Raw genomic sequence first — 19,082 nt, 5'->3', positions numbered from 1 at the left:
ATCACATCCTGACCGTCATCCCGCCATCGACCACCAGCACATGGCCGTTGACGAAGGAGGCCGCATCGCTTGCCAGGAACAGGGCGGCGCCGGCGATTTCGTCGGGGCGGGCCCAGCGCTGGACGGGAATGCGCTGGCGAACGAAGGGCATCAGGTCATCGTTGGCAGCGAGGGCTGCGTTGGTTTCCGTCGCGAACCAGCCGGGGGCGATGGCATTGCTGGTGATGCCATGGGGGGCGTATTCCACGGCCATGCTGCGCATCAGGCCGGTAAGGCCCTGCTTGGCGGCGGGGTAGACGCCGTCGTTCGGCATAGCGACCTGCCCGCCGATCGAGGTGATGGCGATCAGCCGGCCGTGGCCGTTGCGTTTCATTAGGGCGGCCGCATCGCGCGACAGGCTGACGGCGGCGGCAAGGTCGGTGCGGATGAGCTCGTCGATGGCGTCGTCGTCCATCTCGGCTAGCGGGCGACGGTCGCGCGCGCCGACATTGTTGACCAGCACGTCGAGCCGGCCGTGTTGGCGCTCAATATCGGCGAGCGCCGTGCGCTGGGCCGGGCGATCGGCGATGTCGAAGGCGGCTGCCGACGCGCTCCCCCCAAGGGCAGTGATCTTTGCGACGGCATCGTCGAGTGTCGCGGCCGTGCGACCCGTGACCACGACATGCGCGCCGGCTTCCGCCAGCGCCCGGGCGATCTCGAAGCCGAGGCCGCGTCCGCCGCCGGTGACGAGCGCCACGCGGCCTTTTTGAGAAAACCTGTCCAGTATCGTCATGATGCGTCCTTTCGGGAGGTCACCGGATAGCGGCGGAGCGCGTCTGTCAACCCCGCCTGGCGGGGTTTGCCCTCCGGCGAAAAGGCGCTATGTCCGCCTAGAAAGGACTCTTCCCATGGCTCAGAATATCTACGACCAGCCCGCCTTCTTCGAGGGCTATAGCAGCCTTCCCCGCTCGGTTCACGGGCTCGCGGGGGCCGCGGAATGGGAATCGGTGCGCGCGCTGCTGCCCGACCTTGCGGGTAAGCGCATCGTCGATCTCGGCTGCGGTTTCGGCTGGTTTTCGCGTCATGCGGCGGCGGAAGGGGCGGCAAGCGCGCTGGGCCTCGACCTGTCGGAAAACATGATCGCCCGGGCCAAGGTGGAGACGGCGTCGCCCGCCGTGCGCTACGAGATTGCCGATCTCGACCGGCTGGACCTGCCGACGGGCGGCTTCGACTTCGCCTATTCGTCGCTTGCCTTCCACTATGTCGCGGATTTCGACCGGTTGGTGCGCACCATCCACGCGGCACTGGTGCCGGGGTCATCCTTCGTCTTCACCATCGAGCATCCGATCTACATGGCGCCCACGAAGCCCGAATGGGTGGAGGTCGGCGGCACGACGGTCTGGCCGGTGGATAACTACCTCATCGAAGGACCGCGCACGACGGACTGGCTCGCCAAGGGCGTCGTCAAATATCATCGCACACTTGGCACGACGTTGAATGCGCTGATTGGCGCGGGTTTTGTCATTCGCCATGTGGAGGAGTGGCGGCCGAGCGCGGCGCAGCTTGCGGAGCATCCGGAATGGCAGGTGGAACTGAACCGGCCGATGTTCCTGCTGATCGCCTGCGATCGTCCCTGAAACGTCCAAAAGAGCAGCCGCGGCCCTTTACGCGGCCTGCCGCTGCGCTAGAACTATCGCGTAGAGCCAAATCGCCGGCATCACGAGCAAAAGAACAAGCCGGCGTGCATCGGAAGGGAAGCCGAACCTATGACTCGACTGAAATTGCCGCTCGATGGCGCTTGCCGCTGCGGGCGGGTGAAAATCCGCATCAGCGCGCCGCCGATGATTACCATGGCCTGTCATTGCACCGGCTGCCAGCGCATGTCGGGCAGCGCCTATTCGCTGAGCGCGGCGATCCCGACGGAGGGGTTTGCCGTCATCGAGGGTGAACCCGTCGTGGCTGGCGCCAGCCCGGAAGCGGGCCATCATTTCTGCCCGGATTGCATGACCTGGATGTTCACCCGGCCGGCCGGGCTCGATTTCTTCGTCAATGTCCGGCCGACCATGCTCGACGATACCGGCTGGTACAGCCCCTTCGTCGAGACCTATACGAGCGAAAAACTCGAATGGGCGACGACGCCTGCCGCGCACAGCTATGAAAAATTCCCGCCGATGGAGGATTTTGAAATGCTGATGGCCGGCTATGCGGCGAGCGTCGCCTGAACCGTCGAACCTTTCTCAAAGCTATGAGTGCGCGCCCATGACCTCCGCCTTCGTCGCCCATCTGCAATCCGAACTCGACGGCCTCAAGTCCGCCGGTCTCTACAAGTCCGAGCGCGTCATCACCTCCAAGCAGGCCGGTGAGATCGCCGTCGCCTCGGGCGAGCGCGTGTTGAATTTTTGCGCCAACAACTATCTTGGCCTTGCCGACAACGAAGAATTGGCCGAGGCCGGCAAGGCGGCGCTCGACCGCTACGGCTACGGCATGGCCTCGGTGCGTTTCATCTGCGGCACGCAGGAGGAGCACAAGCAACTCGAAGCCCGTATCTCGGCCTTTCTCGGGCTGGAAGACACGATCCTCTATTCCTCGTGCTTCGACGCGAACGGTGGCCTCTTCGAGACGCTGCTGTCTGAAGAGGATGCCATCATCTCGGATGCGCTGAACCATGCCTCGATCATCGACGGCGTGCGGCTCTCCAAGGCGAAACGCTTTCGCTATGCCAACAACGACATGGCGGCGCTGGAGGAGGAACTGAAGAAGGCGGAAGGCTCACGCTTCAAGATGATCGCCACGGACGGCGTCTTTTCGATGGATGGCATCATCGCCAACCTGCAGGGTGTCTGCGACCTTGCCGAAAAATACGGCGCCATGGTCATGGTCGACGACAGCCACGCGGTCGGCTTCGTCGGCAAACATGGCCGGGGCTCTGCGGAACATTGCGGCGTCGAAGGCCGCGTCGATATCATCACCGGCACGCTAGGCAAGGCGCTCGGTGGCGCGTCCGGCGGCTATACGTCGGGCAAGCGCGAGGTGGTGGAATGGCTGCGCCAGCGCTCGCGGCCCTATCTCTTCTCCAACACGCTCGCCCCGGTCATCGCGGCCGCCTCGCTGAAGGTCTTCGACCTGATCGACAACGGCGATGCGCTGCGCCGGCGCCTCTATGCCAACGCAGATCTGTTCCGCACGGAGATGACGAAGCTCGGCTTTACCCTGGCGGGTGAGGGGCATGCGATCATTCCGGTCATGCTGGGCGGTGCCACGCTTGCGCAGGAAATGGCCTCGCGCATGTTGACCAAGGGCGTCTATGTCGTCGGCTTTTCCTTCCCCGTCGTGCCGCGCGGCCAGGCACGCATCCGCACCCAGATGTCGGCGGCGCACAGCGAGGCGGATGTTCGCAAAGCGATTCAAGTTTTCGCCGATGTCGGACGCGAGCTGGGCGTTATTTAAAGAATCCTCTGAATCCCTTGTGGAGATTTCGTCATGTCGAACATGATGCGTGCGCTGGTTAAAGCGAAACCTGAAGTCGGCCTCTGGATGGAGACCGTTCCGGTGCCGGAGGTCGGGCCGAATGATGTGCTCATCCGGGTGAAGAAGTCGGCGATCTGCGGCACGGACGTGCATATCTGGAATTGGGACCATTGGGCCCAGAAGACCATTCCGGTGCCGATGGTGGTCGGCCACGAGTTCGTCGGCGAGATTGCCGAGATCGGTTCGTCCGTCACCAAGTACCATGTCGGCGAGCGCGTTTCGGGCGAGGGGCATATCGTTTGCGGCAAGTGCCGCAACTGCCGCGCCGGCCGAGGGCATCTGTGCCACTACACCAAGGGTGTCGGTGTCAACCGGCCGGGCTCCTTCGGCGAGTTCGTCTGCATTCCCGAGCACAATGTCGTGCCGATCCCCGACGAGGTGCCTGACGAGGTGGCGGCGATCTTCGATCCGTTCGGCAATGCCGTGCACACCGCGCTTTCCTTCGACCTGGTGGGCGAGGACGTGCTCGTCACCGGTGCCGGGCCGATCGGCATCATGGGGGCGATGGTCGCAAAGCGCTCGGGCGCGCGAAAGGTTGTCATCACCGACATCAATCCCGTTCGCCTCGATCTCGCCCGCAAGGTCGGCATCGATTATGTCGTCGATGCCTCGAAGCAGGATCTGGCCGAAGTGATGACGGAGATCGGCATGACGGAAGGGTTCGACGTTGGCCTGGAAATGTCCGGCGCCCCACCGGCCTTCCGCTCGATGATCGACACGATGAACAATGGCGGCAAGATCGCCATTCTCGGCATCGCGCCGGACGGTTTCGGCATCGACTGGAACAAGGTGATCTTCAAGATGCTGACGCTGAAGGGCATCTATGGCCGGGAAATGTTCGAGACCTGGTACAAGATGATCGCCTTCGTGCAGGGCGGGCTGGACCTCTCGCCCATCATCACCCACCGCATCAAGATCGACGAGTTCCGCGACGGCTTCGAGGCGATGCGCTCGGGCAATTCCGGCAAGGTCGTCATGGATTGGCACTAAGAATGTCGCGCAAAAGGGCGTAGCGGTTTTGCGACAACGACATGCGGAAATAAGGAATCGGGAGGAGTTTCGCGATGAAGTACGAAGGAAGCTGCCACTGCGGCAATATCGCTTTTGAAGTGGAAGGGGAGTTCGACACGGGGCTGGACTGCAACTGTTCCCTGTGCCGCCGGCGCGGCGGGCTCCTTGCCTTCGTGCCTGCGGATCAGTTCACGCTGGTGTCGCCCGCGGAGAAGGTTTCCACCTACCAGTTCAACCGCCACGTCATCGAGCATCACTTCTGTGCCAATTGCGGCATTGCGCCGTATGGCGAGGGCAAGGATCCAAAGGGAAACAGCATGGCGGCGATCAATCTGCGCTGCATTCCGGCGATCGATCTTGAGACATTGACCATCACCAAGGTCGATGGACGGTCGTTTTAAAACTCAGGCGTGCGAATCGGTGTGCATGGAGGATCGGTGGGGCAAAGAGGGCGGCTCTTGTCTTTCCGGGATTTGCGCCTACATGAAGGCTCAATCACCCGGATCCGCCGACTTGTCCGCTTGCGAACCCGAATCGTAACCTTTTGCGGCTTTTTTGCCGGAAAAGCTTGACGGAACCGAAAATTCTGGGAATCACCATTGTTGGCGAGCAAGGAATGGGTACGGCAGATCGGGAAGTCATGTCAATTGTGTTGCCTCGGCAACATATCCATAGTCCCGCGGGCCGGGATGTGGTTAATCAGGATTTAATTGTCAATCCGTTAGGTCAGGGACGCCGATAAGGCGATTGCGCATGCCGAAGGGCGATCGGCTGCGGAAACCCTAACCGCTTGAAAACTGGATGCTCAGGAAAGCGACGAAATAAATGGCGACAAAGGTCAAAGAGAACGAGGAAGTCGAAAACGAACGCGAAGGCGCATCCGACGGCCCACTTCTCGATCTTTCCGATGATGCAGTCAAGAAGATGATCAAAGCCGCCAAGAAGCGCGGCTATGTCACGATGGACGAGCTGAATTCCGTCCTGCCTTCCGAGGAAGTGACCTCGGAGCAGATCGAAGACACGATGGCCATGCTCTCCGACATGGGCATCAACGTCATCGAGGACGAGGACGCCGAAGAGGCGGCCCCGGGCGGCGAAGACGAGGCGAGCGACGACGACAACGAGAGCGAAGGCGGCGAGATCGCGCCTTCCAGCGGTACCGCGCTTGCGACCGCCAAGAAGAAAGAGCCGACCGACCGCACGGACGATCCGGTTCGCATGTACCTGCGCGAAATGGGTTCCGTGGAACTCCTGTCGCGCGAGGGCGAAATCGCCATCGCCAAGCGCATCGAAGCCGGCCGCGAGACGATGATCGCCGGCCTCTGTGAGAGCCCGCTGACGTTCCAGGCCATCATCATCTGGCGGGATGAACTCAACGAAGGCCAGACGCTGCTGCGCGAGATCATCGACCTCGAGACGACCTATTCCGGTCCCGAGGCGAAGGCTGCCCCGCAGTTCCAGAGCCCGGAAAAGATCGAGGCCGACCGCAAGGCTGCCGAAGAAAAGGAACGGACCCGCAAGCCGCGCGCTGCCAACGACGACGACATCACCAATGTCGGCGGCGACAGCATGCCGGCAGAGGAAGAGGAAGAGGACGACGACGAGTCGAACCTTTCGCTTGCCGCCATGGAAGCGGAACTGCGTCCGCAGGTCATGGAAACGCTCGACACCATCGCCGAGACCTACAAGAAGCTGCGCAAGCTGCAGGACCAGCAGGTGGAAGCCCGCCTGCAGGCGACCGGTACGCTGTCTCCCGCCCAGGAGCGCCGCTACAAGGAGCTCAAGGACGAGCTGATCACCGCCGTCAAGTCGCTGTCGCTCAACCAGAACCGTGTCGACAGCCTCGTCGAGCAGCTCTACGACATCTCCAAGCGCCTGATGCAGAACGAAGGCCGCCTGCTGCGCCTTGCCGAAAGCTATGGCGTCAAGCGCGATTCGTTCCTGGAACAGTATTCCGGCGCGGAACTCGATCCGAACTGGATGAAGTCGATTGCCAATCTGGCCGCCCGCGGCTGGAAGGAATTCGCGCGTTCGGAAAACACGACGATCCGCGATATCCGCCAGGAGATCCAGAATCTCGCTACGGAAACCGGCATCTCGATCGCCGAATTCCGCCGCATCGTTTCTATGGTGCAGAAGGGTGAGCGCGAAGCCCGCATCGCCAAGAAGGAGATGGTCGAAGCCAACCTCCGTCTCGTGATCTCGATTGCCAAGAAGTACACGAACCGTGGCCTTCAGTTCCTGGATCTCATCCAGGAAGGCAATATCGGCCTCATGAAGGCGGTCGATAAGTTCGAGTACCGCCGCGGCTACAAGTTCTCCACCTACGCGACGTGGTGGATTCGTCAGGCGATCACCCGTTCGATCGCCGACCAGGCGCGCACGATCCGTATCCCGGTGCACATGATCGAGACGATCAACAAGATCGTCCGGACGTCGCGCCAGATGCTGCACGAGATCGGCCGCGAGCCGACCCCGGAAGAACTGGCCGAAAAGCTCGCCATGCCGCTCGAAAAGGTCCGCAAGGTCCTGAAGATCGCCAAGGAGCCGATTTCGCTCGAAACCCCCGTGGGTGACGAAGAGGATTCGCATCTCGGCGATTTCATCGAGGATAAGAACGCGCTTCTGCCGATCGACGCCGCCATCCAGGCGAACCTGCGCGAGACGACGACCCGCGTGCTGGCATCGCTCACGCCGCGCGAAGAGCGTGTCCTGCGCATGCGCTTCGGCATCGGCATGAACACCGACCACACGCTCGAAGAAGTCGGCCAGCAGTTCTCGGTTACCCGCGAACGTATCCGCCAGATCGAAGCGAAGGCGCTGCGCAAGCTCAAGCACCCGAGCCGCTCCCGCAAGCTGAGAAGCTTCCTGGACAGCTAAGTCCGCCGGACTGTGGATCCACAACAAGACGAAAGCCGGGCCTTGCGCCCGGCTTTTTGCATTTGTGCACAGGGTGCCGGATAAATCAGCCTCTGCCACGACCCTCTAATTGAGGTCCTGGTTTAATCCTCTGAAACTCAAGAACTCTCTTGGAAAACCTGCCGATTTTTTCCCCACCGGCAATGTGCCGGAACGGGTGACGGAGGGTTAAGGCTGGGATGGATTGTGTCATGCCTTGGGACATCCGCGCCAACCTGCCGACCAAAGGTAATTTCCCGCAACATCCTGTTTTACTGGCCATATTAGGAGCTTGCCCGGTGGACATCCGCTCTCGCCGCAGACCTGCCCGAGGCGCGGGTCGATTCGACGCGTTCGCCCCCCGCTGCTAGCCTTGTCGCACGTCATTGGATTGAAGAGCGTATCGCTGGGAGGAGCGTGCGCGCAACGAGGATTGGATATATGGCCGGCAGCATTCTGAACGCTCTTGGCGTTTCTCTTCACTACAGCGGTGGCTCTTCTGCATGGTTTTCTGCCACGGGATCAGGCCCCCGGCTGAACGGCACGGCCAGGAACGATTCGATGTGGGGTGACGGCGCGGTCGATGTCACGATGGCCGGCGGTGCCGGTGATGACATCTACTACCTCTATTCGACCCGCAATCGGGCGTTCGAGGCGGGCGGGGAGGGCATCGATACGATCTCCACCTGGATGAGCTATACGCTGCCGGCGCATATCGAGAACCTCACCGTCACGGGCCACGGCCGCTACGCATTCGGCAACGGTCTCGACAACATCCTGACCGGCGGTTCCGGCAGCCAGACGATAGACGGCGGCGCGGGCAACGATGTGCTGATCGGGGGCGGAGGCGCCGACATCTTCGTCATCCGAAAGGGCAATGGCAGCGATCTTGTCACGGATTTCGGCGCGGACGACACGCTGCGCCTTGATGGCTACGGCCTTACCTCCTTCGCGGGCGTGCTTGCCGCCATGGACCAGGAGGGGGACGACGTGCGCCTTGCGCTCGGTGGCGGGGAGAGTTTTGTCTTCGCCGGTACGACGATCGCCGATTTCCGGCCCGACCAGTTCCGCCTCGCGCTCGACAGGTCGGCACTGGCGCTGACCTTCGTCGATCATTTCAACGGGCTGAGCCTTTCGGATAACGGCGGCACATGGGACACCCGGCACTGGTGGGCGCCGGAAAAGGGCGCGACGCTGACCGAAAACGGTGAAAAGCAGTGGTATGTGAACCCGTCCTACGGCCCGACCTCGACGGTCAATCCGTTTTCGGTCGATGACGGCGTTCTGACGATTACGGCGGAGAAGACGCCCGACGATATCCGCCCGATCATCGACGGTTACGAATACACGTCCGGCATGCTGACGACGCATTCCTCCTTTTCCCAAACCTATGGCTACTTCGAGATCCGCGCCGACATGCCCGACGAGCGCGGAACCTGGCCGGCTTTCTGGCTGCTGCCTGCAGACGGCTCCTGGCCGCCCGAACTCGACGTGGTGGAAATGCGCGGCCAGGACCCCAACACGGTGCATGTCACGGTTCATTCGAACGAGACCGGCAAGCGCAGCTCGATCTCCAGCGCCGTCACGGTCGACGACACCGGCGGGTTCCACAACTACGGTGTGCTCTGGACGCCTGAGAAGATCGTCTGGTATTTCGATGACGTCGCGGTCGCCAGCGCCGAAACCCCAGACGATATGCACGACCCGATGTATATGGTCGTCAATCTGGCGGTCGGCGGAGTGGCGGGTACGCCCGATGCCGGGCTGGATGACGGCGCCGAGTTGAAGGTCGACTACATTCGCGCCTATGCGCTCGACGACTGGTTGGTGTAGCCTTTCCGCCGTGGTTTCCTTGCACCCGCATCGTCCCCATGCAAGTCTGACGGCGACATGTCGAATGCGGGAGCGCTCAAGGGAATGCTGAAGCGGATTGCGGGTTTCGCGGGTTTTTCCGCTGCGGGCTTGATCGTCGGTACATTGCTTTTCGCCGCCTCGCTGACGCCGAGCCTGTTGCCGCGCACCTATGTGACGCAGGGCCTGCTCTCCGGCGTCGCCATGGCCTGTGGCTACGGTCTTGGCGTGCTGCTTGCCGCGCTGTGGTTCTGGCTTGAGCTGCCGGAGCCGAAGGATCGTGTGCGACTGGGATTGAAGGCGATAGTCGGCGGCGCCTGCGGCCTTGTCGCGCTGGTCTTTCTGTGGCGCACGGCCGAATGGCAGAATTCCATCCGCACGCTGATGCACCTGCCGCCGATCGAGACGGCGCATCCGTTCTATGTCGGCCTCATCGCGCTTGCGGTCTTCCTCGTCTTCCTTGCCCTGGGGCGTCTTTTTGCGCTGTTCGTGCGGCTGTTTGCCAGCACGTCGCGCCGTGCCGCTCCGCGTCGGCTCTCCTATGTCATCGGCACCGCACTGGCCGCCACGTTGTTCTGGACGTTGGCCGATGGCCTGCTCGTACGCTTCGTGCTGCACACGGCCGATTCGTCCTTCCGCCGGCTCGACCAGGTGATCGAGCCGGATACGGCGGAACCCTCCGAGCCGCTGAAATCTGGAAGTGCTGCCTCGCTGGTGCGCTGGGACGAACTTGGCCGCATGGGCCGTTCCTTCGTGGCGAGCGGCCCGACAGCGGCGGAGATTTCCGCCTTCACCGGCAAGCCGGCCGTTGAGCCGTTGCGGGTCTATGCCGGCCTCAATGCCGCCGATACGCCTGAGGCTCGCGCCAGGATCGCGCTCGACGAGCTGATCCGCGTCGGCGGCTTCGAGCGCTCGACGCTGCTGATCGTCATGCCGACCGGCACCGGCTGGGTCGATCCCGAGGGGATCGATACGGTCGAGTACCTGCATCATGGCGACATCGCCAGCGTCGCCATCCAGTACTCCTATCTCGCAAGCTGGCTCTCGCTGCTCGCCGAGCCGGACTACGGCGCGGAAGCGGCCCGCGCGCTCTTTCACGCCATCTACGGCCACTGGACGACGCTGCCGAAGGAGAGCCGTCCTAAGCTCTATCTCTACGGCCTCAGCCTCGGGGCGCTGTCATCGGAGCAATCGGCGGAACTCTTCGAGGTGATCGGCGACCCCTATCAGGGCGCGCTGTGGGCCGGTCCGCCATTCCCGAGCCGGATCTGGCGCAAGATGACGGCGGATCGCAATCCCGGCACGCCAGCCTGGTTGCCGCGCTTCCGCGACGGCTCCTATGTGCGCTTCACCAGCCAGCGCAATGTGCTGCCGGAGGCGGGCGATCACTGGGGGCCGATGCGCATCGTCTACCTGCAATATGCCAGCGATCCGATCGTCTTCTACGATCCCTATTCCTTCTACCGTCAGCCATCCTGGATGGACGTGCCGCGCGGGCCGGATGTCTCGCCCGACTTCCAATGGTACCCGGTGGTCACCTTCCTGCAATTGACGCTGGATATGGCGATGGCGACGACGACGCCCATGGGATTGGGGCATGTCTATGCCGGCGAGCACTATATCGACCCGTGGATCGCGGTGACCGAGGTCATGGACTGGAGTGCCGCGGACATTGCGCGGCTGAAGGAGAAGTTCCGCGCGGGGCGGTAAGTCCGGCTTCAGAGCGCCGGACCGTGCTGATAAAAAAATCTGCCCCTTGTCGGATCGGCGGTGTGATCCAGGTCCTTGTCATGTCCAAACCAAGGAGGAGACGATCATGACCTATGTCGATGGATTTTTGCTCGCCGTGCCGAAGGCCAATGTCGAAGCCTACAAGGAGATGGCGCGCACGGCGGGTGCCGTCTGGAAGAAGCATGGCGCGATCGACTATGTCGAGTGCATCGGCGACGACGTGCCCTATGGCGAACTCACCTCGTTTCCGCGCGCCGTGCAGGCAAAGGAGGACGAGATCGTGATCTTCGCCTGGATCACCTATGAATCGCGCGCGCGGCGTGATGAAATCGTCGCCAAGGTCATGGAGGACGAACGCCTCAAGGGCGACGACTGGAAGGATGTCTTCGACGGCAAGCGCATGATCTTCGGCGGCTTCCAGGCCTTCCTCGAGTTGTGAGTAGGGGCTGGCTGCGCTATCACTGCGCTGGACAGTTTTGCAAAGGATGCGCCCATGATGGATCTCTACTACGCGATCGTCGGCACCACCACGGATACCAATGCCGGCCTCGCACGCTTCATGGGCGTGATCATCGCTTTCATCCTCGTGGTCGGCACCCTGTTCTGGGCGATCGGCTGAGGCGCCGGGCGCCATGGCGCAGAAAATCCTGACAGCCCAAACGCGCGGGCAGGGGCTCTATGAGTTCACCGGCGATGCCGCGGCCTTCGTGCGCGGTGCGGCGGTGGAAGAGGGTCTTCTGACGGTCTTCGTCCGCCACACATCCTGCTCGCTGCTCATCCAGGAAAATGCCGATCCGGATGTGCGGCGCGATCTCGACCAGTTCTTCCGCCGCCTCGTGCCGCCCTCCGACGACCCGTCCATGCGCTGGATCGTGCACACCATGGAAGGGCCGGACGACATGCCGGCCCATATCAAGGCGGCCCTGACGCAGATCTCGATCGGCATACCCGTCATGAACGGTCGCCTCGCGCTCGGCACCTGGCAGGGCCTCTATCTCTTCGAGCATCGGGACCGGCCGCACCGCCGGGAAATCGTGCTGCATCTCGGCTCTTGACGGAACACGTTCACACAGTGGAACGTTCCTGCGGTGATCCATCGAGAGGAGAGATCCATGGCGAACACCGAAAGCATCAATCATGCCGTGATCGAGGCGCTGAACAGCCGCGACTTTGCCGCCCTTGCGGCCAAGGTTCACGAGGACGTCTCGATTTCCGGCATCGGCGAGGGCATGGACAATGGCCGTGAAGCGTTGCGCGCGCGCCTTGCCCGGCATTTCGAGGCCTTTGACGAAAGCTACGACGACGCCCTTGTGATGAGCGATGCCCTCGGTAGTAACGTCGCGATCAAGCTGACGGCGCACGGCAAGAGAGCCGGCGGCGATAGCTACTCGGCGGAAAAGATCCTGCTGCTCGAGCTCGACGAAGGATCGATCACCCGCATTGCCTTCTTCGCCGTTTCATGAAGTTGAATGCAGGCTGAACGGCGGCTTCGGCCTGCGTTCAGCCTGACCCTTCTAAGGTTTCCTCAATCGCCGAACACGACGGTTCGGCGGACCGAAACAGGAGATCCTTCGATGGCCAGCTTTCTCAAAAAATCCATTCTTGCCGCGGTTCTCGGTCTTGGCGCGCTGACCGCTTCGGTGCCGGCCGCCTCTGCTGCAGGCCTCGACGTGACGATCGAAACGGTCGGCTATCGCAACGGTTTCCTCGAAGTGCACGACAATGGCTGGCGCCGTGACCGCTGGGATCGCCGCCATGACCGCTGGGATCGCCGTCACGAGCGCCGTCATGAAACAGGCCGTCGTGGCCGCTGCTCGCCGGATCTTGCTGTGGCCAAGGCACGCGATTTCGGCGTGCGCCGCGCCCGCGTTGTCGACATGTCGCCGCGCCGGGTCGTCGTCGAAGGCTACCGTCATGGCGGCTTCAGCCGTATCGTTTTTGTCAACGACCGTGGCTGCCCGACCATGTGGCGTTAAGAGGAGGGCGCTGGCTCTCGCTGGCTGCTCCCTGACGGATACCGCTCGTCAAGTCACCCCCGGCCGGCGAGCGGCCGCCCTCCCGGTTTCGACCGGGAGGGTTTTTGCATTTTGGCAGGTAGCAGCTCTCGTCTTGAAGAGCGCCATTGCCGGCACCGCGTAGGCAGTTGTTCCGTAGGTATCTATGCGGGCGGCTTGGTTGACCAGGCTGGTGGGATGATGCCGCATAGGCATCAGGACATCATCCGTGGAAGATGACGCCGCGGATGGGGCACTGCTGGGCCGCTCTTCCCCCGCGTCGATGGCCGAATTCTGTGAAAAGATCGGCCATTCACGCGCGTTGCCGCTCATGGCGCGGGCAAAGCCGGTGCTTTGACATCCGGTAGATTTTATGCGGCGGAAGCGGCCGGCGACGGTATCGGTTGTGGCGGCTGACATTCGTGCAGCCGAGGTCCCGCCAGCACGCTGACGGATTGGTGTAGTTGCGTCATTTCGCGGTCGATCCCGTTTGCGTGCCCGCGGCGGCGGCCGGCTGACACGATAGCCGTAGAAACAAAAAAGGGGCCGGTTTCCCGGCCCCTCGTTTGAAAGCGATCAATCGGTTTCACTTGCCAAGCGCGAACGTCACGTTGACGGTGACCGCATAGCTGTTCTCGCCGGTGGCGAGTGGTACGGCGCCGCCTTCGGCATAGTCCTTCGCCATGGCGCGCATCATCGGCATCGGTTCGGCGCGATAGCTGGTTTCGGAAATTTCCAGCACGCGGCCGAGATCGACGCCGGCGGCTTCGGTCAGTTCCTTCGCCTTGGCGACGGCGTTTTCCACGGCCTTCTTGCGGGCGGCGCTGACGGCCGTTTCCGGCTTGTCATTGGTGAAGCGGATGCCGCCGCCCTGGTTGGCGCCGAGCGTCACGGCCTTGTCCATGATCTCGCCGAGCTTTGCGAGATCGCGCACGCGCAACGTGACGGTGTTGGTGACCTGGAAGCCGGTCAAGATCGGCGGCGGGTTTTCGCCCGTCGAGCTCTGCGGATACTGGTACTGCGGGTTGATCATGAACCCGGAGGTCTGCAGGTCGCGCTCCGCGATGCCGGCTTCCTTCAGCGCGGCGAGGACTTCGGCCATGGCCTTGTTGTTGGCATCGAGCGCCTCGCGGGCGGTCTTAGCATCCTTGACGACGCCGAGATCGATCAGCGCCATGTCAGGCGCGACTTCAGCGGTGCCTTCACCGGTGACGATGATGGTCGCCTCGCGCGGCTTGGCAGCCTCCTCAGCCTTGGCGGCGAGCGGAACGGCGGCGGCGAGGGCCAGCGAAAGTGCAAAAAGGCTGGCGCCGGTCCGGCGGCCCAAGGTCCCGTGGATCATAAAGAATGTCTCCTGATGGTTGTGTCCCTTGCCCCGTTCTTCGCCCGGGATTGTGTAGAGAATACGGCGGCGCTTGTGAGCGGCAACGAATTCGTCTAGACGATCCACATCGTCGGTTGCCATTGACCGACGACCCCGGCAGACCCGCCGGGCCGGGCCTGTAGCTCAATGGTTAGAGCCGGCGGCTCATAACCGCTTGGTTGGGGGTTCGAGTCCCTCCGGGCCCACCATTCCCCATGTCGGCCGCCACAAACGTCTGAACCGGCCGCCATCAACCTCTGATCCGAAGACCCCAAGAACTGCAATTGCGCGCTCTCGATTCGGCTCTTGAGACAGACAAAAGGGTCCGAACGTCGAGTTCGGACCCTTCACATTGCGTTACATCCCCAAAATGCAAATTTATCGCGAGCGGGGGGCAGAATTGGCCGCAAAACTTGACAGCTCGGTGAAATAGACTCCGACTGTTTCGGAGCGTTCCAATTTTTTAGGCCATCTCGGGTCTGCATTTAAAAAATATATCGAGACATCATTCTCCGACGATACTTGTAGACCTCGAAGCGAATTTCCTTCGCTATCCCACCCTCGACAACGACGACAAAGTGAGTTGATCTGCGTCTCTCACGGCCTCGACAATTTCCTCGGCCTTCAGTCGCTTTCGCGTAATGAGTGCGTCAGCCAGCGAGAGCAGAACAACCTTGCGACTCTCCAGCATCGCTTCCGCGCGGGCCATCTCCTTGCGCAGAGTCGCTTCAACCGCTTCGGACAACCCCGGCTTACGAAGTCCTCATTTCCGCCAGCCTGTCGGCCGAATTACAGACTTCGGACGACATCCTGCTTCCGAAGCCCCACGTGATCTCCATCATGGTGGCAAGGTCGGTCGCGATGTTGAGGTCGGCTTCCCGATGGCCGGCCGCCCCCGTCGAGTGATCGCCGAGCACGACGCGCTCCGCCGCCATGCCCGCGAGAAGCACCGCGATCTTATTCTGGAAGTAAGTCGAGGTCTTGCGGCAGATCGCAGGTTCACGGAAGGCGGCTCCGCCGAGCGAAGACGTCGAAGCGTTCAGATCGACGGTGTCCTCGATCGACAGGTGGACCAGTTCGTCCGCTTCGACCAAGACACCGACGATACCATGGCCGACCTCGTGGATCGCCACCGATCTGAGGATGTCGTCTGGCAACGTCGTCCTTGGCGGCATCGCCGAGAAAAGGTCATCGACTGTCACCGGGCGGCCTGAGCGACGAGCGATCCGTCTGGCATCGCGCACGCAGCGCTCGATATCCGCGCCCGACCAATTTTCGGTGTGGCGCACCACCGGAAACAGCGAGCGCGATCTCAGGTCTTTGCCGAGGTAATGTCTGAAGATACCGGCTCTTGCTTTCCTGTCCGGAAGCGGGATCGCACAATGGCGTTCAAGACGGCCCGGACGGAGCAGGGCGTCGTCGATGAGGTTGGGGTAGTTCGTCGCCCCGATGACAACGACGCCTTCACGGCCCTGGGCGCCGTCCAGGCGTTCAAGCAACCCGTTAACGACCTGGCGGGAATAGCTGGCATTTTCGCCGCTCATGTCTTCCCTGTTCGAAAAGCTGTCGAACTCGTCGATGAACATGATCGCGGGCGCGCTGTTCATGGCTTCTTCGAATGCAGACCTCATCGCCTTGAGGAGATCGCCGAGATGTCCCTTCGCCTGCCAGCGCGCAGCGGAAGCGTGGACCAGCTTCACGCTGCAAGTACGTGCGAGCGCAGAGGCGTACGAAGTCTTGCCGCATCCCGGAGGACCCGAGAGAAGCAGGCCCGATCCACTTCGCTCCAAGCAAGCCTGCCACGCTTCCAGTCGGCGAGGTCGGTCGCCAATTCCATACCCCAGGTCTTTGCTTCCCCGAAACCATGAAGGTCGCGCAACGTCGGCCCCGTCGCCTTATCATCTGCTTTGACGACCTCCGGCTTGGCCGGCAGCCTGCGCAGGCGTGAGAGCATGGCGTCTACCGAGCGGCCGTGCCTCATGACAAGGGAAAGGCGCGTGAGGTCCTGCGTCTCGAGGAACTCGGCGTCCTGGCTTCTGATATTGCCGAAACCCATTCTCCTTGCGGCGACCTTGATGTCACGCGCCGTCGGTCTGGGCAGCTGTGCGGTGAAATCGGAGGCTAGTCGCACGTCGTCCGTCACCCATTCCGCCCGCTCGACCATCACGATCGCCCGTCGGATTTCGTTGAGCTTCGCCAGCCTGGTGACATCGCCGATGTCGTCTTTTTCCTTCACGACGATGACGTCGGCGTTCGAGGAACCCCTGATGCCGCCTTCGCGGGGATGGTCCAGCAACCAATGCGCAGCGGCCGCGTAGGTATGGACATTCGTGCCTTCAGGGATGACGACCGTGACGACGAACCTCGTTGCCCGGTGGAGGTAGGTTCGCAGTACGCGAGCGAGCGCCACGACGGCCAACTGGGTTCCAAGCGGAAGCTCTCTGGCCGCCCGCTCAGGGGACGTGATTTCATTGAAAAAGTGGCTGGCGGCTTTATTGCTCATTTCGAAGTCCTCGGTGACACGGTGTGGCGAACAGCGGCATCAAGCCGTTATCCGTTTCACCTGCGTTCCTGGACCGATAAGCGCGTCGTCGAGGTCTACCTCGACAAAGCCAGCGAGGATCATGGAGGCCAGGCCTCCGATGGGCTTGGTTTCCGAGAAGGCGGTCAGGCATTCTACGACCGTCAGCGTGCCGTGTTCCTCGAGGGCGGCAAGAAGCCTTACTCTGTCGCCAAGGGTGACCTGGTAGTTGGAATACCTCAGCAGGTCCTTGGCGTTCCTGAGACGGCACCCAGAGTAGACCTCGCCTCGCGTCCGGCGAGCGTATTCAAACCCTGTCTTCTTAGCGGCGGCTCTCAAGTCCCCGTCGGCGATGTCTGCCTCGTGGTCCGGCGCATCGACGAGGCTTTCAACACCCCAGATGTCCACGACCGAAAAATCACAGACGAATGACTTATCGGAAACCAGAAGGGCAGGGGGATTGCAGGTCCACGAATGAACCGATCCGTCGACGTCCAGGAGACATGCGACATCCCTTGCTGTCTGGGACCGGAAGGACACGGCGCCCTCGCTCTTCACCGTGCCTCTGGGAAAGAAAGATTTCCGGACCCCGACAACCTTTGCCATCTCTCTGGCGGCAGAACTATGCAAGCTACGCATAACTAACCTCACAACTGAATACACGCACGGCCGTCATGGCCGGCTGACGATCAGCGTATTCGGAAAGTCGTTTTGTGGGGCTCGGTGAACATGGAGAACATAAATTGAACAAAATTTGGACGTCTAGCCCTAAAATGCAAAGCGTGCTCGTTTAAATTGTAGCTGGCCGTGATGGGTGGCCGACCGGATTGTCCGAGGTCGACCTCGTAGTGATGACGCCTCCATCACTGCGGCCAAGTAGGCCAGCATAGAAAAAGTGGTTTTAAACCAAGACTTCCGCGGGAAGACTCCACAGGTGACTGTCCGTCGCATGGCCAGCAATCTTTTTTTCGGAGGCGAGCATCGAGCGGCTCTCGGGCGGTCGCGGCAGGCAAGGAATCTGCCTCCGGAAAGCTGTACAAATCGCCTTCCCGCGCATTTAATCAGGCCAGGTTGAACGAGAAAGGAGCCATCAAAGGGAGGTAGTCGTAGGTCATGTTCCACGACTTATTTGTGCGAGGCTGTAATCCGTTCTAGTCGTCGATGACGAAACCCTGATCCGCATGGCGCTGACCGATGCGCTCGTGGACGAGGGCTATGCCGTATTCGAAGCGGCGAACGTGCTTGAGGCGGTGGCCCACCCTGATTTTGATACGATGCCCCAGGGGCTTGAATGCGACCTCATCTAGGCCGGAGCCGAGGGATTTCGCCGAAGCATCTAGCTCGTTCTCGGTAGAAACTTTGTGATCATCCATGATGAGCCTCGCAATCAGCCAATGCCCTAGATGAGCCCGTTGGAACGCAATGGCAAGGGGAGGCGGTGGCTTCATCGCGCTGTCCAGGTCTGCGAAGGGCGCTCTCTGGGAGAATCGGGCGTCCTTCTTTTCTTGGGCATCAACTTCGTGACTATTCTGAAATGATTTGGTTCGTACGAGGTGCTGAGGGTATGAGGCCTTGACGTCGCGCGAACTCGAGGGCTTCGAAATCTGGATTGTCCTGCGGACGAAACACTGCGCCGAAGATTTGCGTCCGAAGGCACTTCGCCGCTAGAAGCTGGATGTCCGTAGATGGATCACTGGAATACTTCTGAGCGTATTCCAGATAGTTGGACGACGCGAACAAATCCGGTGCGCCACCATGCAACATCGTATTCCGGATGCGAAGCAGGCCATCAAGTCGCTTCTCCTCGATCGGTTCGTGGAGCGTATCGGCAATTCCCTTCTTCATACCGGCTGCAAAGCCCAAGCCGTCTTGCCCAAAGATCGCGTCAAGGGCCATGAATAGGAGGAAACAACGGTCGGACTCGTCCATGAACCAAGCACGGTAGTAGTATTCGAGCGCTTTCCCATGGCGCTTCAAGGGTGTCGAAGACCTGGCAAAGATACGAGAAAGGTTGCACAACCAGGCATGATCTAGGTTCTCAATCGTAATCGGGCTTCCGATCGGAGGGGTGTGGGGTCACTCGAGGAAACGCTAATCGTCCTTCGAGATGGGAACCGTAGGAAACCCGTTGACCTTGCCCCCAAGTTTTATCCAGTTTTGAGTTCGCTCCAGCGGTTTTTGGTTTCGGTGTTTGCGGCGGTAGCGG

General features: G+C 61.5%; 21 protein-coding genes and 1 tRNA gene. 15 read left to right on the top strand and 7 right to left on the bottom strand.

Annotated features, from left to right (window positions below; all coding sequences use genetic code 11):
- Nucleotide 1: 1 nt before the first annotated feature.
- Nucleotides 2–772: an SDR family oxidoreductase gene (locus AC1RT2_RS20995; protein WP_493105014.1), complete on the bottom strand. Its 771-nt coding sequence runs from the start codon at nt 770–772 to the stop codon at nt 2–4.
- Nucleotides 773–887: 115 nt separating this feature from the next.
- On the opposite strand from AC1RT2_RS20995, the gene AC1RT2_RS20990 reads away from it, so the two are divergent.
- The 14 genes from AC1RT2_RS20990 to AC1RT2_RS20925 all read left to right on the top strand — a co-directional run bounded on the left by AC1RT2_RS20990 (nt 888) and on the right by AC1RT2_RS20925 (nt 13,350).
- Nucleotides 888–1,616, top strand: coding sequence for a class I SAM-dependent methyltransferase (locus AC1RT2_RS20990; RefSeq protein WP_493105012.1), 729 nt, complete (start codon nt 888–890; stop codon nt 1,614–1,616).
- Between the two features lie 129 nt (nt 1,617–1,745).
- Nucleotides 1,746–2,201, top strand: a complete 456-nt coding sequence (locus AC1RT2_RS20985) for a GFA family protein (protein WP_493105009.1) — start codon at nt 1,746–1,748, stop codon at nt 2,199–2,201.
- 37 nt (nt 2,202–2,238) lie between these two features.
- Nucleotides 2,239–3,426: a glycine C-acetyltransferase gene (locus tag AC1RT2_RS20980; protein WP_493105007.1), complete on the top strand. Its 1,188-nt coding sequence runs from the start codon at nt 2,239–2,241 to the stop codon at nt 3,424–3,426.
- Between the two features lie 33 nt (nt 3,427–3,459).
- On the top strand, nt 3,460–4,497 hold the full coding sequence (gene tdh, locus AC1RT2_RS20975; protein ID WP_069058149.1) for an L-threonine 3-dehydrogenase: 1,038 nt from the start codon (nt 3,460–3,462) through the stop codon (nt 4,495–4,497).
- A gap of 74 nt (nt 4,498–4,571) precedes the next feature.
- Nucleotides 4,572–4,919 (top strand): GFA family protein, encoded by a 348-nt coding sequence (locus tag AC1RT2_RS20970; RefSeq protein ID WP_069058150.1) that lies wholly within the window; start codon nt 4,572–4,574, stop codon nt 4,917–4,919.
- A gap of 424 nt (nt 4,920–5,343) precedes the next feature.
- On the top strand, nt 5,344–7,398 hold the full coding sequence (rpoD, locus tag AC1RT2_RS20965) for an RNA polymerase sigma factor RpoD (RefSeq protein WP_069058151.1): 2,055 nt from the start codon (nt 5,344–5,346) through the stop codon (nt 7,396–7,398).
- A 459-nt stretch (nt 7,399–7,857) separates the two neighbouring features.
- Nucleotides 7,858–9,249 (top strand): endo-1,3-1,4-beta-glycanase EglC, encoded by a 1,392-nt coding sequence (gene eglC / locus AC1RT2_RS20960; RefSeq protein WP_493105004.1) that lies wholly within the window; start codon nt 7,858–7,860, stop codon nt 9,247–9,249.
- A 57-nt stretch (nt 9,250–9,306) separates the two neighbouring features.
- On the top strand, nt 9,307–10,977 hold the full coding sequence (locus tag AC1RT2_RS20955; protein WP_493105002.1) for an alpha/beta hydrolase: 1,671 nt from the start codon (nt 9,307–9,309) through the stop codon (nt 10,975–10,977).
- A gap of 106 nt (nt 10,978–11,083) precedes the next feature.
- Nucleotides 11,084–11,437 (top strand): DUF1428 domain-containing protein, encoded by a 354-nt coding sequence (locus AC1RT2_RS20950; protein WP_160857128.1) that lies wholly within the window; start codon nt 11,084–11,086, stop codon nt 11,435–11,437.
- 54 nt (nt 11,438–11,491) lie between these two features.
- The gene (locus AC1RT2_RS20945; RefSeq protein ID WP_286157171.1) at nt 11,492–11,617 is read left to right on the top strand and encodes a hypothetical protein; all 126 of its coding nucleotides are present in this window, start codon (nt 11,492–11,494) and stop codon (nt 11,615–11,617) included.
- 13 nt (nt 11,618–11,630) lie between these two features.
- Nucleotides 11,631–12,053, top strand: coding sequence for a secondary thiamine-phosphate synthase enzyme YjbQ (locus AC1RT2_RS20940; protein WP_493104999.1), 423 nt, complete (start codon nt 11,631–11,633; stop codon nt 12,051–12,053).
- Between the two features lie 57 nt (nt 12,054–12,110).
- Nucleotides 12,111–12,461 (top strand): nuclear transport factor 2 family protein, encoded by a 351-nt coding sequence (locus tag AC1RT2_RS20935; RefSeq protein WP_069058156.1) that lies wholly within the window; start codon nt 12,111–12,113, stop codon nt 12,459–12,461.
- 111 nt (nt 12,462–12,572) lie between these two features.
- Nucleotides 12,573–12,974 (top strand): hypothetical protein, encoded by a 402-nt coding sequence (locus AC1RT2_RS20930; protein ID WP_493104996.1) that lies wholly within the window; start codon nt 12,573–12,575, stop codon nt 12,972–12,974.
- Nucleotides 12,975–13,221: 247 nt separating this feature from the next.
- Entirely contained in the window at nt 13,222–13,350 is a 129-nt protein-coding gene (locus AC1RT2_RS20925; RefSeq protein ID WP_493104994.1) for a hypothetical protein, read from the top strand.
- 228 nt (nt 13,351–13,578) lie between these two features.
- On the opposite strand, the gene AC1RT2_RS20920 is transcribed toward AC1RT2_RS20925, so the two are convergent.
- Nucleotides 13,579–14,334 (bottom strand): SIMPL domain-containing protein, encoded by a 756-nt coding sequence (locus tag AC1RT2_RS20920; RefSeq protein WP_493104992.1) that lies wholly within the window; start codon nt 14,332–14,334, stop codon nt 13,579–13,581.
- 154 nt (nt 14,335–14,488) lie between these two features.
- On the opposite strand from AC1RT2_RS20920, the gene AC1RT2_RS20915 reads away from it, so the two are divergent.
- Nucleotides 14,489–14,564, top strand: a tRNA-Ile gene (locus AC1RT2_RS20915).
- A 543-nt stretch (nt 14,565–15,107) separates the two neighbouring features.
- Here the strand turns inward: AC1RT2_RS20915 and AC1RT2_RS20910 are convergent.
- The 5 genes from AC1RT2_RS20910 to AC1RT2_RS20890 all read right to left on the bottom strand — a co-directional run bounded on the left by AC1RT2_RS20910 (nt 15,108) and on the right by AC1RT2_RS20890 (nt 18,805).
- A complete protein-coding gene (locus AC1RT2_RS20910; RefSeq protein WP_493104990.1) occupies nt 15,108–16,145 on the bottom strand; it encodes an AAA family ATPase in 1,038 nt (345 codons plus the stop codon).
- Nucleotides 16,052–16,858, bottom strand: a complete 807-nt coding sequence (locus AC1RT2_RS20905; protein WP_493104988.1) for a hypothetical protein — start codon at nt 16,856–16,858, stop codon at nt 16,052–16,054. The genes AC1RT2_RS20910 and AC1RT2_RS20905 overlap by 94 nt, the downstream gene beginning before the upstream one ends.
- A gap of 39 nt (nt 16,859–16,897) precedes the next feature.
- On the bottom strand, nt 16,898–17,482 hold the full coding sequence (locus AC1RT2_RS20900) for a hypothetical protein (protein ID WP_493104986.1): 585 nt from the start codon (nt 17,480–17,482) through the stop codon (nt 16,898–16,900).
- Nucleotides 17,483–18,027: 545 nt separating this feature from the next.
- A complete protein-coding gene (locus AC1RT2_RS20895; RefSeq protein WP_493104984.1) occupies nt 18,028–18,249 on the bottom strand; it encodes a hypothetical protein in 222 nt (73 codons plus the stop codon).
- 151 nt (nt 18,250–18,400) lie between these two features.
- Nucleotides 18,401–18,805, bottom strand: a complete 405-nt coding sequence (locus AC1RT2_RS20890) for a hypothetical protein (protein WP_493104982.1) — start codon at nt 18,803–18,805, stop codon at nt 18,401–18,403.
- Nucleotides 18,806–19,082 lie beyond the last annotated feature (277 nt).

The sequence above is a fragment of the Shinella sp. GW821-FHT11G07 genome, from assembly GCF_058808115.1.
Note: the sequence above shows the minus strand (reverse complement) of the source record. Positions and strands in the feature narration are given on the sequence as shown.